The organism is Bacillus sp. EB106-08-02-XG196 (genome assembly GCF_013396335.1).
Taxonomy (GTDB): domain Bacteria; phylum Bacillota; class Bacilli; order Bacillales; family Cytobacillaceae; genus Neobacillus.
On the sequence record NZ_JABWSY010000022.1, the window covers coordinates 1 to 14,405 of the forward strand.

At 37.3% G+C, this 14,405-nt stretch carries 12 protein-coding genes; all 12 read right to left on the reverse strand.

The window, feature by feature from the left end; genetic code table 11:
• Window positions 1-211: 211 nt before the first annotated feature.
• The 12 genes from MLOOGBEN_RS25910 to MLOOGBEN_RS25965 all read right to left on the reverse strand — a co-directional run bounded on the left by MLOOGBEN_RS25910 (window position 212) and on the right by MLOOGBEN_RS25965 (window position 14,367).
• A complete protein-coding gene (locus MLOOGBEN_RS25910) occupies window positions 212-2,065 on the reverse strand; it encodes a V4R domain-containing protein (RefSeq protein ID WP_179161155.1) in 1,854 nt (617 codons plus the stop codon).
• 126 nt (window positions 2,066-2,191) lie between these two features.
• Window positions 2,192-2,968 carry a 2-keto-4-pentenoate hydratase gene (locus tag MLOOGBEN_RS25915; protein ID WP_179161156.1) on the reverse strand — a complete coding sequence of 259 codons (777 nt, stop codon included), beginning with the start codon at window positions 2,966-2,968 and terminating at the stop codon, window positions 2,192-2,194.
• Between the two features lie 32 nt (window positions 2,969-3,000).
• Window positions 3,001-3,480, reverse strand: a complete 480-nt coding sequence (locus MLOOGBEN_RS25920; protein WP_179161157.1) for a flavin reductase family protein — start codon at window positions 3,478-3,480, stop codon at window positions 3,001-3,003.
• Between the two features lie 64 nt (window positions 3,481-3,544).
• Complete coding sequence (locus MLOOGBEN_RS25925) at window positions 3,545-4,498, reverse strand: VOC family protein (RefSeq protein WP_179161158.1); 954 nt, start codon at window positions 4,496-4,498, stop codon at window positions 3,545-3,547.
• A 61-nt stretch (window positions 4,499-4,559) separates the two neighbouring features.
• On the reverse strand, window positions 4,560-5,753 hold the full coding sequence (locus tag MLOOGBEN_RS25930; protein WP_179161159.1) for an acyl-CoA dehydrogenase family protein: 1,194 nt from the start codon (window positions 5,751-5,753) through the stop codon (window positions 4,560-4,562).
• 48 nt (window positions 5,754-5,801) lie between these two features.
• Complete coding sequence (locus MLOOGBEN_RS25935) at window positions 5,802-6,455, reverse strand: GntR family transcriptional regulator (protein WP_179161160.1); 654 nt, start codon at window positions 6,453-6,455, stop codon at window positions 5,802-5,804.
• A gap of 105 nt (window positions 6,456-6,560) precedes the next feature.
• Window positions 6,561-7,409: an alpha/beta fold hydrolase gene (locus MLOOGBEN_RS25940; protein WP_179161161.1), complete on the reverse strand. Its 849-nt coding sequence runs from the start codon at window positions 7,407-7,409 to the stop codon at window positions 6,561-6,563.
• Between the two features lie 451 nt (window positions 7,410-7,860).
• Window positions 7,861-10,155, reverse strand: a complete 2,295-nt coding sequence (locus MLOOGBEN_RS25945) for an arylsulfatase (RefSeq protein ID WP_179161162.1) — start codon at window positions 10,153-10,155, stop codon at window positions 7,861-7,863.
• Between the two features lie 197 nt (window positions 10,156-10,352).
• The gene (locus MLOOGBEN_RS25950) at window positions 10,353-11,543 is read right to left on the reverse strand and encodes an MFS transporter (protein WP_179161163.1); all 1,191 of its coding nucleotides are present in this window, start codon (window positions 11,541-11,543) and stop codon (window positions 10,353-10,355) included.
• A gap of 374 nt (window positions 11,544-11,917) precedes the next feature.
• Window positions 11,918-12,193, reverse strand: a complete 276-nt coding sequence (locus MLOOGBEN_RS25955; protein WP_179161164.1) for a hypothetical protein — start codon at window positions 12,191-12,193, stop codon at window positions 11,918-11,920.
• 22 nt (window positions 12,194-12,215) lie between these two features.
• Window positions 12,216-13,631: a radical SAM protein gene (locus tag MLOOGBEN_RS25960; RefSeq protein ID WP_179161165.1), complete on the reverse strand. Its 1,416-nt coding sequence runs from the start codon at window positions 13,629-13,631 to the stop codon at window positions 12,216-12,218.
• Complete coding sequence (locus tag MLOOGBEN_RS25965) at window positions 13,624-14,367, reverse strand: prolipoprotein diacylglyceryl transferase (protein ID WP_179161166.1); 744 nt, start codon at window positions 14,365-14,367, stop codon at window positions 13,624-13,626. The genes MLOOGBEN_RS25960 and MLOOGBEN_RS25965 overlap by 8 nt, the downstream gene beginning before the upstream one ends.
• Window positions 14,368-14,405 lie beyond the last annotated feature (38 nt).

The window sequence follows — 14,405 nt, forward strand, 5'->3', positions numbered from 1 at the left end:
TTTGACACCCCGTATCATACCAAGAGGGCTCTTTGTTGTTCAAGTCCCCGAAAATCCTTCTAACAGGAATGCTCCTTGTAAAAACAATCTCATTTGAAATCCCTTACATTTTGTTGTTACTGAAATTTTAGAAGATTTGATTATATTTATCTAGAATAATAACTATTTGATTTTACCTTGATTTTTAGTAGGTTTTTATTGGATTTTAAATCTATATTTCTAGCTCCCCTAAAGCTAAGAGTGAATCTAAAATCAGCAGTAACTGATAGCTTTGTGATGAGTCTCGTAAATCTTTATTGATTAGATTTTCTATCTTGTTAATCCGATACATAAGTCCGCTCATTGATAAAGATAAATCATCCATCGTTTGTTGAAGTTTTCCACCATTTGATAAAAAAACATAAAGTGTTTTCAATAATTCTTTTTGTTTGCTCTCCCCTAATTTATAAAGAGGTCCTAATTCTTGTTTGGCAATTTTCTTAATCCCGCTAACATTTTTCGAATTAATCAAGATACCCACAATCCCCAAATCTTTAAAATGAATGATTTTTTTCTCCGTGGACATTCTCAGGCTGATTAGTGATTCATCTAAATGTTCCAAAACATGTTCAATTTCTTCAGATTTGTCACTAATTCCAATTTTATATTTGTAGGAAGGATGCGTCGTTTCAATATGTTTTAAGACTTTTTGCATATTAGGTAATAGATTTGACAACTCAGGTATCAGCATAATAATTTTACCGTCATATTGACCGATAAGTGCTTTATATCCTTGAATATCCAAATATTTTGCCATTGATTCTAAGATTTGGTCATAGTGATCGTTTCTATCTTTTACTGCCTTGCCATTCTCTATATAATCTATTGCTGCAATATAAAATGGAGATTCAAGATCAACCCCCATGTATCGACCGCGATTAATAATTTCTTCCCTGGAAGTATATTGTCCCTTTAGAATTTGTTCCAAAAAATAACCCTTCATTTTTTCAAGTGCTTCAAAGCTAGTCTTTTCATTTAAAAGGTATAAAGAAGCTGCGTTTGCTACCCTCTCAATAAACATAATATTATTTTCAGCACTTTTCTCTGTATCATTTAAATAAAGAAATGTACAATATCCAATTACCTTTTTTTGCACAATGATTGGAGTTACTAGTCGTTCCTGATTTTCAGTTTTTAGTCTAGTGGTCTCTTTAAAAAGGGGCAGTATGTTGTTTTTCCTATTTTTCCGAATTAAGCTCTCTTTCAATTCTTTACTCAGACTGCTATATTCTTCCTCGTTCATTCCCGAGTAAACAATTTTTTGAAAGCTTAAATCTTCGATTGATATTGGAATTTGTAATAACCCAAAAGTGGAATCGGCAATATCCTGCAAATTGCTGCCATTAGAAATACTTTCCGTTAGTTTTTTATGAAATTTGGATACCTTATCGATATAATTACGCTGCTCTAACAATTGTTCGTAAGTATACTCTAATTCTTCAATTATATTTATCTCATGATAGAGTTTTACCTCTTCCTGAATCTCCAATCCCCAATCCTCTTGGAGTTTCATTTCGAAACAGCATTCAGGGTCTCCTTTAGCGATACAACTAATTTCTTTGACAATGACACTCTTTTTACAAATCGTAGACATATAGCCACTTGCATATCCTGTTAGGGTGTGACATACAGGTGCATCTGATTTTCCATGATGTTTAAGATGCTCATATGCTTCAAATGAATGGATCCACTTCCCTTTTGCTCTGATTGTTTTTATATTTTCAGGATCAACCAATTCAATAAATCTTTCAGACTGGACATCTCCAATATGCCCTGTACTTAAATGGAGAAGGGAGGCTTGTTTAATAAGATATTCTATTGAGGTACTCGTTACCATTGCTTCTTCAGCGTCACTGACACCCAAGCTCCAGCCATAACGAAGCAAAAAACCCTTGGCTCTCTTTGACCCTAAGTTCTCTATTATTCCCTTACGTAATAGTCCAAAGGCACCAGCAGTGGTAAGAATTTTTTTATTTCCATCTTCTATGTAGTTAGGTTCCAATAGTTTGCCTGAGTTACCCTTCATAAACCCACCTTTTTCCCATTTAAGATTAAGTATTAAAAAGATTCTTTTCATATATTAGTTCTTAATTTAAAATAAAGACTCCTTACATTTTACATACAAGGAGTCTTAATCTTTTTTAGCGTGTTTCTATTTCTTGAAAGAAGCAGTTACAACGCCTATATTTTCAAATTCAGCTGTGAATGTATCTTCATCTTCAATCGGAATAGCTTTTGAAAGTGCTCCTGAAAGAATTACTTCACCAGCATTAAGAGAAATGCCGTAGCTGCCAAGTGTATTGGCTAACCAAGCAACGGCTTCGGCAGGATGTCCCATTACCGCTGAACCAAATGCTGAGTCTAAAAACTCACCGTTTCTTGTTACTGTCATACTAACCGATGCTAAATCTAAATCATCAAGTTTAGCAGTTGTACTTCCAATAATTGCACCGGCAGATGAACCATTGTCTGCAACTGTATCCTCAAATTTGATTTGCCAATCCTTTATTCGACTGTCAATAATTTCAAGCGCAGGGACGACATAATCCGTTGCTTCAATCACATCGGTCATAGTCACTCCCGGACCTATTAAATCCTTTTTCAGAACAAACGCAATCTCAAATTCAATCCTCGGCTGAATAAATTTATTAAGACGAATCGTGTCACCATCTCCATATATCATGTCATTTAGGAGATGTCCATAATCTGGTTCGTTAACATTAAGCATTTCCTGCATTGCTTTGCTTGTTAGCCCAATCTTTTTTCCAACAATAACAGCACCGTTTTCTACCTTTTGCCGAATTTGGTAAAGCTGGATGTTATAAGCATCGTCAACAGAAATTTCTTCTGTTGACGATGTGAATGGAGCAATCGGTTTTTTCTCATTTTCTGCTTCCAATAAAGCAGTTGCTGCTTTTTGAATATCCATTACAGCTTTCCCCTTTTCAATTAAAGTGTTAATTATACCGGTACTGCTTTTTCTTCAACTAAAGCTCGGTACTTTCCACTGTAAAATACAAGCGGTTCAGCATCTTCTAAATGAATATCTGTGACTCTTCCAATGAATAGTGTGTGATCGCCTTCAAGATGTTCGGCTGATACCTCACAGGCAATTTGTGCAACTGCCCCTTTTAATACAGGCTTTCCATCAAGTCGGTCAAACTCCACTTCGCGGTGTTCCTTCAACTGTCCTGCAAAAATCATCGAAAGTTCTTGTTGGTCAGCAGCTAAAATATTGACTGAAAAGGATTTGCTTTGTTTAATTTTTTCAAGAATTCGAGCTTTTTCTCCAATAGAGATTACAACCAGTTTCGGATCAAGTGACACGGACATGAAAGCATTCGCTGTCATCCCATGCACATCTCCTTCCACATCTGTAGCAATAACGGTTACTCCTGTTGCAAATTTCCCCATAGCAGTTCGAAATTGACGATCATCCATATCATAAGTACCTCTTTTCTGTTTAGTAATTATCGAGACGGCTGTCTAGACACTTGCCATTCTATTACGCTTCAATGGTTGGATTATTTTCAGGTAAGGTGTCTGTTTGGTCTCCCCAGAAGGTAAAGCCTACATCCATTTCATCTAAAGTCCATACAATCGGTTCCCAATCAGGTTCAAAGATTAAATAACCATTCGTGAACAATTCAACGCGTACTCCACTGCCTGGGTCGACAACGTATAAATACATCGCTTGGGAAATACCGTGCTTACCAGGACCTTTAAACTTAAGTCCATGCTCTGTTAAGATATCAGCGGCTCGAAGAAGGTCTTGGGCATTATCAAGCCAGTAGGACAAGTGATGAATCTGATGTGTTGATGGTGAGAATGGGTCATGGCTGACTGCAATATCATGAACCAGAGGTGTTACGCTTAACCAAGCACCTAGTAATGAATCATCTGGAGCTTGAACACATTCTCTCATTTTGAAGCCAAGCTTTTCCATTAAGTAATCTGAAATAACATTTGCCTTTAATGATGAAAGAATATTAACATGGTCAATTCTTCGCGGTGAACATCCTTTTGCCCAAGATTTATAAGTCTGATTCTTTAACACTGAACGTTTGGATGGCTCAGCTAATGTTTTTTCCATGTCATAGTAAATTTCAAACCGGTGCTCACTTGGCAATTTAAAGCGAATTGCCCTGCCTTGACCTGCTTCCACTCCAGACTCCACCCAGTTTACTTCTGTACCTGCTTCTTGAAGTAGATTAGCAAATTGCTCTACATCCTCCGGACGTTTTGTTCTCCATGCGATATGATCAACATATGACTTTTCACCCGCAGTTATGGACAACGTGTGATGTTCAAAATCTCCCCATGCGCGTAAATAATGGGTGCCATTCACTTCTTCTGTTTCTTCTAATCCGATTAATTCCTTAAAGAACCAAAGTGACTTTTCAAGATCCGCTGAAACTAAAGCGACGTGTCCTAACTTTGCGATTTCTGGTAAACTCATGTTTACTCCTCCTATAATTTTCTTGTAATTTTCAGAATATAGAAAGCCTTTTCATTTTAGATTAAACAAAATAGGTATTTGGTTCTTGACCGCAAAGAATTCTTCCGTATGTTTCAATTAAGCTTGATGGTGTAATGAAACCATGTAGGTGCATGGCGAAAAAGTCACGATAAACTAACTGTAACGGATTATTATGGTAGGTAAACATGGAACCGACTCCAGCAACTAGAAGATCAATCGCTTCCTTACATAATTGATTTACATAGCCGAAATCCGCCTTAACTTTTACAATTTCAGCAGAATCCATTACCTCTCCGCGTTCAGCATAGCTATCAATTTTATCCACAGCACGGTATAAAAACATTTCAGCAGTATCAATTTTCAATTGCGCTTGGGCAACTTGGTGATGTGTGATTGGTGCTTCATTTTGTTTATGATAAAAGGTGTTTCCAATTCCAGCTTTCGGAAGTCTTTCCATATATAGATCCATCGCTGCCTGTGCAAGCCCTAAAGCCGGCCCTACAATCGATAAGGTAAGAGATGGAACAAAAGAAGATTTGTATAAAGCAACATCCTTAAGCGGATCAATTAAGTAATGACCTTTGCTCGCTAGTCGATCCAATGATACCCTGTGTTCAGGTACAAATACATTTTGAATTCTACAGCTATTGCTGCCGGAACCCTTTAGTCCCATAACATGCCAGTCGTCAAGAACCTCAAGTTCTTCATGCGGAATAACCATAATGGCCATTTCCATTCCGCCTTTTTCATCCACCAATGGGAATCCAAAGTAGCACCAGTCAGCATGAGGGCTGCCAGAAACAAATGGCCATTGGGCTTCTTCAATGTAATAGCCGCCATCTACTTTTTTGATATCACACTTAATCGGTTTGAAATTTCCTGCAAGGACTACATCTTTGCCAGTATTATAGATTTCATTCAGTGCTTTTTCTCCAAATGTGTAAGAGATCATATAATCACGAATATTACTTAGACATACGAACCAACCTGCTGAACCATTCCCGCGGGATATTTCGGTAACGACCTCTGTGAAAGCTCTCATATTTGTTTGATAACCACCAAACATATGTGGTCTAAGTACTTTCAAAAGACCCTGATTTTTCAATTCGTCAATAATAACATCAGGAATTCTGCTATTCTTATCAATGTCATCACTATACTCTCTCAGTTTAGGAATAAGAGCCCTCGCTCTTTCTACCAATTCATTTTTGGTTTCCAACACACTTTGTTCCATCTTATTACCTCCCGCAAAATAGTGGCAAATCCGTGTCTTGCACTAATTCTAGTTAAACATATGCTGATTTGAATCTATATCCTGGTATTTCAAGCCTACTGCTTCGGCAACCCGAAGCAAATGTTTTTCCATCAGCTTTTTTGCTAATTTAGAGTCTTTTTCTTTTAAACTATAATAGATTAACCAGTGTTCAGCTTGTGATTGCTTTCTTCTATCCTTTGAAAACAAAACTACTGGATTTCCAACATAATTAAGGTAATCCCAAAGCTGCTTAGCAAGACTAAGTGCATACGTTAACTTGGAGGCTTCATAAATAGTTCGGTGAAACTCAATATTGAGGGCAGAAAACTCATCCTCGGATAAATCTGGATTGTCCATCATCGTCAATGTCTCTTTCATATATGTAAGTTCATCTTCGTTGAGCTTAAATGCAGCACGTTCTGTCATTAAGGCATCCAGATTTGCACAAACCAATAACCGTTCTAAAACGTCACTTTGCTCTGGTCTTTTAACATATACCCCTACTTGAGGAATAATAGATAGAAATCCCTCTTGTTCAAGCCTCGCTAATGCCTTATGAACAGGAGTTCTGCTTATGTTCAGATGTGCAGTAATGTCATTAACATTAATTGCGGATTCAGGTTCCCATGTACCATCAATAATTTGCATTTTAATATATCGATATGCCTGATCTATTTTCATTTTTCTATACACCCTTTATCCTCTTTTTGTTTATGTTCCCTTAATAATAAGGTAAGGGATTCAACGGTATATTTAAATAGATAAATACTATCAATATATTAATTCTTATATTTCACCGTTGAAAAAATCTGATGTAAGTTTAATAAATCTCTCTTTTTGCTCCACCTGAGCCCAATGTCCACAACGTTTGAAGATATGAAGCTGTGCATTTGGCAAATAATCCATAACATAAAGACTGCTTTGAAGCGGTACAAAACGATCTTGATGTCCATGTATAAGTAAAATTTCATGCTTCATTTCTTTGAGTGCTGAAGGTGGAACCAGCATATCTGACAAATGGGTCTTTGAGAAATTTTCTTCATAAGATTTGCGAACATCCTGTCTTAAGAACAGCTCTAACCGCTCTGATACGATTTTCTCAAGTTTATCCTCAAGAATACTTTTATCATATAAGAACCAGCTCAATAAGTTTTTAAAGGCAACTGGATCCGGATCTTTGTGGAAGTTTGCCAATTTTGCCAACTCAGGAGTAGGTTCTGTTATCCCTCCGCCTGCTCCCATTAAAACGACACGGTCAAACCGTTCTGGAGCATACATTAAAAGGTGAAGAGCGATAACACCTCCAAGGGAGTTTCCAACTAAATGGGCTTTATCAACCTCTATAGCATCCATTAGCTCAATCACCTGCTTAACCCTGATGTTCATCCACTCTGCCCCATTTTTTGGGTAATTCTCAGGATGATCGGTATTTCCAAAGCCAAAGATATCAGGTGCCACTACATGGAATACCCCCTGAAAATGAGGTAATATTTCCTTCCAATTTGACTGAGCACTTACCCCTGGGCCGCTGCCGTGAAGAAAAATAATGGTCTCAGATGACTGCTTATCTCCACCCTCATTAATAAAAGTTTGATAGTTTCCGGTTTGAATTTTTCTAGTATTAACATCCGACATCCTTCATAACCTCACTTTCTAAAAAACTTTAAAGCAGTAATGTTTCTCTTTACTAAAATTTTAGTTTTATGTTTTTAACCTATAAATAGTAAAAATATCAAGTTAAAAACGCTTTCATTAACTAACTATAATTTTAGCTTCACAACTTTACTCTGTCAATAAATTCTGAAAATTTTTAAATAATAATTTATTTTATTAATTTATCTTTTAACAATAAGGGGTCTTTTAACTGGTAATCCATTTTCGATTAGTTGAACCATTAATTTCATATATCTGTGAATATAATGGAAAACCAAGGCCCATTAAGGTTGGTTCTCCACTCTGCCATACAAATGGTATTTCATCAACATTTTGAGATTTAATGTATTGCTAATCATAAAAATAAAAGCCAGTAACGCAGATGATTGTTACTGGCTCCATTCCTTTTCTTCCAATGGACAATTTTTCTTTTTTATTGTAGTTGGTAAACTACTTTTTCAAGCTCCCCTGAAAACCCAAAATCCCCTTCATTTTCATAGACCGGACTCACAGGATAATGAGAATCTCTACCGATGTCCAATCCTTCAAAACTTATTTTAAATTTATGAGTTTGATCGATTGTTACATTTCCTGCCTCATTCCCATTAATAAAGAGACTGCCAATACCTTTATGAGGATTGGTTGGGTTAAATTCGTACTTGATCGTGGATTGGCCAACAGGGGCTTCTGTTTCAATCCGATAAACCTTGGTCCCAACGTTATACTCATAAACTAGTTTATTAGCTTTAATATAAAGTGTATAACCGCTCTCATAGTTTCCCAATGCCAGCAAGACGCCATCATCCGATTGCCCCCGATTAATCGGAATCGTAATCGAATATGGTCGGTTTATGATAAATGGTGATGCACCTTCTGGCAGCAGGGACATGCCAGGATAGAAGGTAAAGGTGGTTCTGGCCCGATTGGAATCACTAGGAATTACTAAAAACCCATCTCCCATAATGTCGGTCATTGGCAGAACATCATATTTCTTTGCTTCTTTGTCCCATAACTTCTGAAGTCCTTTTAACTTTTCTGGATATTTTGCAGCTAGGTTGTTTGATTCCGTAGGATCTTCTGCTAAATGGTAGAGCTGCCAAACGTCATTATCATATGGCTGTCCCTTTGTATGAAGAGCAATCGCTTTCCACCCGTCATGGTAAATGGCCCGCTGTCCGTTGTTCTCGTAATATTGTGTATCTTTTCCTGCAGCTTGACTATTGCTTAATGTATCCGAAAAACTCTCACCGTGAAGCGGAATTTGCTTTACTCCCTTTATTTCTTTTGGAATCTCGATTTCCGCTAAATCGTAAACAGTAGGTGTGATATCACTAACATGTATATACTGATCGCGGATAGCCCCTTTCTCTTTGATTGCTTGCGGGTAATAGACAATCATTGGGGTTTTCGTTCCTGCTTCATACATTGTTGATTTATATAATTTAAATGGAGTGTTACTAACCTGTGCCCAGCCAGCCGGGAATTCGACTTTTGTTTTGTCAGTACCAAAATTATCAATATTTTGGACGATATCATTTAAAGTTTCCGGCAAATCGTTGTATGCTAGTGTATGATTGATTGAACCAGTGGCTTTCCCCATGGCACTTGCCCCATTGTCTGATAAAAAAACTATCATCGTATTATCCAATTCACCGACAGAGTCTAAATTTTCAATAAAACGTCCAATTTGCTCATCAGTATGTGTTAAAAAACCTGCATACGTTTCTTGCAGACGAGCAAAAGCTCTTTTCTCATCATCTGTAAGCTGGTCCCAAGGTTTTACTCCTGGGTTAAGCGGAGATAAGACTGAATTATTTGGTATAATGCCTAGTTCTTTTTGCTTATTGAACCTTTCTTCACGGATTTTATCCCAGCCTTTGTCGTAGACTCCTTTGTACTGATCGATGTATTCCTGAGGAACCTGAACCGGCTGGTGTTGAGCGCCGAAGGCTAAATACAGGAAGAAAGGCTTTTCTGGACTAATAGAAGCTTGATCAGTGACATACTGATTAGCTTTATCTACAATGTCCTCGGAAAAATGATAGTTTTCCTTTTCTGGCACATCAATAAAACTATTATCTTGGACAAGCTCTGGCTTATATTGATCACTGGAATCTTCCAAGATTCCATAAAAACGGTCAAAGCCCTTACCGAGCGGCCAATTTTCATAGGGGCCGGCAGGAGTTGCCTGATGGGATGGAGATAAATGCCATTTCCCCAATGCATAGCTATTATACCCTTCTTCCTTTAGTACCTCGGCGATTGTGCCAGCTTCGGGATTAATCCGTCCTCGTTTATTCGGATATTCTGGTCCCATATCAAAATTGGCTACCGTTGCCATTCCAATGTCATGAGGGTTCCGCCCTGTCAGCAATGCAGCACGTGTTGGAGAACAAACCGGTGAAACATGAGAATTGTTGTAGCGAAGCCCGTTCTCCGCTAACATATCTAAGTTTGGTGTTTGGATTTCTGATCCATAGCTTCCGAGGTCTGAATACCCTGAATCATCTAAAACAATATAAACGATATTCGGTTTTGCTAAATCCTTTCCGTCAATCTGCTTACTTATATCATTTTGCACATTTGACTTCGTTTTAATGGATTCTGCTTTCACTTCTTGTTCCGTAAAATTTTTATATGAGCAGCCTGACAATAAAACCAGTGCTGACGCAAATACGGTTAACTTTTGAAAAGGTGATTTATTCAATACTTTTAATCTAGAATTCAAAGTGTTTCCTCCTCTAATCAATAAGTATTCTCCAGAATCTTTGAGGTATTTCCCATATAAACCTACCCTTCCATTTCCATTTCCATTTCCTTGTCTTTGATCTCCTTCATAATAGGAGACACCCCTATCAATTTTGTAGTGAACGAAACCATTCACCTAGCCAAAAGAATGAGGTGTCTTCAGTTTAATAAGGATTTTTATGAATTTAAGGTAACCTCTAAATCCCTTTTCGGTTTTCTTACCGCTATCGCCCATATCAGAGCCAAGATAATTAATCCGATTGCACTTACTGCTAATGGAAATCTGCCAATATCCTGATTAAAAATGTTCTGTACCATTAGGAATCCAAATGGCCCTAAAATTCCGCCTAAACCTTGGCCTACCACAACTAACCCTACTGCTGGAGGGGCACCAGGAGGAGTAAGTTCTGAAACTTTAGTGAATACCCCTGGAAGTCCAATTCCCATTGCAAACCCACCAATAATACTGCCAACAAAAATCATTGTTAAGGTTGGTGAGAAATAACAGATTGCCATCCCAATTCCTGTAACTAAAACGCCTGCAGGCAGATAGAAGGTTGGCAGTGCATGTTTTATTTTTCCGAATATAAACCCAGCTACCAGTGTACCAAAAGTGAATACGGAGATCGCCATACCTGCCTCTGTTGCATTACCTAGTTGGTCCCCCTGTATAACAACTGAAATATTCGTTACATAACCAAAAATCAAACCAGAATAAAATACCTGTCCTAAACATACCCAATAAATTGCATTCGGAAGCTTGACCTTAACCTTTGAGCCAGTAGCTTCTGATATCTGTTTCTTCTCAGGTTCAGGAAGATACAACATGGTAATAGCTAAAATCCAAATTGGGAAAAGGTATGTTAGGAAACCATATTGCCAGCCAAAGGAATCAGCTAAAATCCCGCCGCCTAACTGGAAGAATATTGCCCCAATACAAGCAACCGTGGAAGTTCCAAATCCAATTAAGAAATCTCTTTCTCTACCGTCAAAGAAATCTGTAATTACATCTATAGATAACGGCATTGTTATCCCTACACCTAACCCTAAAAGTCCTCTCATCGCAATAATCAGCGGCAGGTTATCTATAAAGGTTGGGAGTGTGCCACCAATAATAAATAAGGTCAAACCGATAAATAACAATGTTTTCTTTTTAAACACTTTTGTAAGTTTTCCATAAAAAAGTGCAGGAACGATTTGTATAAGACCCGGAAAAGTAGCTACCAACATAACAATGGTTGGATCATATTCAGGAAATGCCTTAATGATGTCAGCCATAATGGATCCTGCTACACCAGCAGCTACATCTTGGAACGCTAGAATGACGACTAAAAACTTAAGCATATTTTTACTGATATTCTTTGCCATTTATTATCCTCCCTATATTTGTTTTCATTTTTTTGAAAATGGTAAACACTGCCTCCCTTGTGGCCTGCAAGGTACAACAGCTATAATTTCAGTTATAGCTACACTAAAATTTTAATTCTATATTTTTCTACGTTTTACCGGTGAAAAACGTAGAAAAAGCGCTTTCTTTTACTAACTGTAATTCTACATTCGGCGTATACACTTGTCAATATATTCATAATGTTTTTTATTTTCTGAATAATCACCATTAGAATATCTACTAAAAAATGAAAAAAACGCTGAAAATTCAGCGTTTTTTATCTAATTTGCTTATACCAAATATATAAAGAATAGCCTCATTAAATGCACCTGAAGCTATTTATCTGAAATACACTTCAATGGCTTAACGTTACAATTAGAATTCCGAAACAAGCCGCAGTTAATAAAAACACAATAGCAAAGCCAATTAATAGTCCCTGCCCCAATCTTTTTTTCCCCTTTAAGAAGCTAATAACAATAAGGACAATGATTGCGATGATTCCAAAAAAAATCGAAAATATCCCCATTAATCCGAGCAATAAGAAAAAAGTAAGAGCGTAAATCCCAATTGAAATCCCAATCCCAATCCAAAGGTCTTTTAAGGAGCCATCATTCATCTGATTTTGAACCATCAACAATCACACTCCTGTTTTTTCACTTTACAAATTTTCTTGTCTCAAGTTCTTCCTGAATCTTCTTCAATTCTAACTCTTTGTCGTCTCGGTAAAATAAGTTATAGGTATCAAACGGAATAATACGACCATCGGGATGAGCAATATGGACACACGATTTTTTAACTGAGCGGACATCAAAGTTATAGGCATCTAAAAACTGCATAATAATGACACGAAAGACGTTGTCATAACCAATATCACCTGGCATCGAAACCTTTGGAAGACAACACAATAAATCTTTTAATGACAACGCAGAGGAATCTGGTGAATGATTTAATGAAAACAATTTATAAATCATATTCTTAATATTTTCATCTTGTTCAAAGACAATCGTATTACGTTCCCCTTCGAGTAATATATTCGGATCAATCAAACCAGTCAGCGGAGTGGATTCACCATTCATTTTAAAGGCATATCCCATGGCAAGACAATCTGGATGGCATGGTACTGGAATGATATCTTTCGAACCAAAAACATTCGATTGGTCAATAATCATTTGCCTTACCTCACTTAAAGTCAAGCGATTGACAGATGGATCATATTCTTCTAACCTCCCCGCTGCTTGAATGGGCTGGAAAGTTACTCCGCGGACACATTTTTGCTGCAAACCATATTGGATGATTTTTCCTACTTCATGATCATTTAAGCCTTTTTTCAGCGTGACCACAAGTGTGGTCGAAATATTATATTCGTTTAAGTTTTCAATTGCCTTTTGTCTAATATCCCTTAAGTCTACGCCTCTTAACTCCTCGAGTGCTTCTTTTTCAAAACTATCAAATTGAAGATAGATTTCAAATCCAGGTGTATAGGCTGCCAGTCTTTTCACAAATTCTTTATCATTGGCAATTCGTAAACCATTTGTATTCACCATAATATGTCGAATCGGTCTAGATTTCACCATATCAAGAATGTCAAAAAACTGCGGATGAATCGTTGGTTCCCCGCCGCTGATTTGAACAATATCTGCTTGATGCTCATTTTTAATAATGTTCTCTAACATAAATTCAATTTTCTCCAAGCTTCGGAAACTACCCTTTTGAGGAGAAGATTCTGCATAACAAATCGGGCACTTCAAATTACATCTTTCGGTTATTTCCAAAAGTGTTAAACAGCTATGCTGCTCATGGTCAGGACAAAGCCCGCAATCATAGGGACAGCCATACTTAATTGGCGTGTTCCAGCGATACGGCATTTCTGAAGGTTTAATAAATTCCCGGCACCACTTGTAATAGGCAACATCGGTGGATATTAACACCTTTTCAGGTCCGTGTTCCATACATCTTTTCAAAAGATAAACTTTTTCATTTTCAATAATGACCTTTGCCTCCACTTTTCGTAAACACGCCGAACATATGCTATTCGTTAGTTCGTAAAACAAATAAGGACGATTAGGCATGAAATCCTCTCCTTTTCTCACTTTGTTTTTTTGAAATGAGCCAGATGTAATACGCTATTCCTAGTAAGCTTGCAATTTGTATATTGTTTAAACCCCAAAAAGGATGTGGAGTAGGTTTAATAAAATCTATCATTAACCGAAATCCCAGATAACCAAGCATAAACAATTGGAATAGTAAGCCCTCCCAACCCGTGCTATTCCTTTTAAGCTTATAAAGGACAAGAAGTAGAATTCCCAAGAATACTATTTCATACAATTGTGTAGGATGGCGATTTATTCCATCGCCAAAATCAACTCCTGTAATCCATGTTGTCTCCACGCCATATGTATGGTCATCCAAGCCAGTAAAAAAGCAGCCCATTCTCCCGATCATCATCCCAACCGTGAGGGGCAATACAAAATCATCACCGGTTGAGCGTTTCCAGCCAATCAACTTTTTAGCCGTTTCAACGCCAATTAATCCTCCTAATAATCCACCTACAATCGTTTTACCCTCCATCAAATAGATGATACGATTCCAATTTTCTATTGTCTTAAAGGGATCTTCAAACCAATAAAGCAATTTCGAACCAATTGCTGCACCAAGTACTGCACCTACTACCACCCATAGGGCTGTATCCACCGGAATCTTATCCTTATTCCGCGTGTATAAATACACACGAAAGCCAATGAAGTATGCAAGCGCTTCAAACAATAGATGGGGATGAATTCCAAATATATAGAAAGGGAAATCCAAGTTTTCCTCTCCTTTCTAACAATAATTATCTATATCAC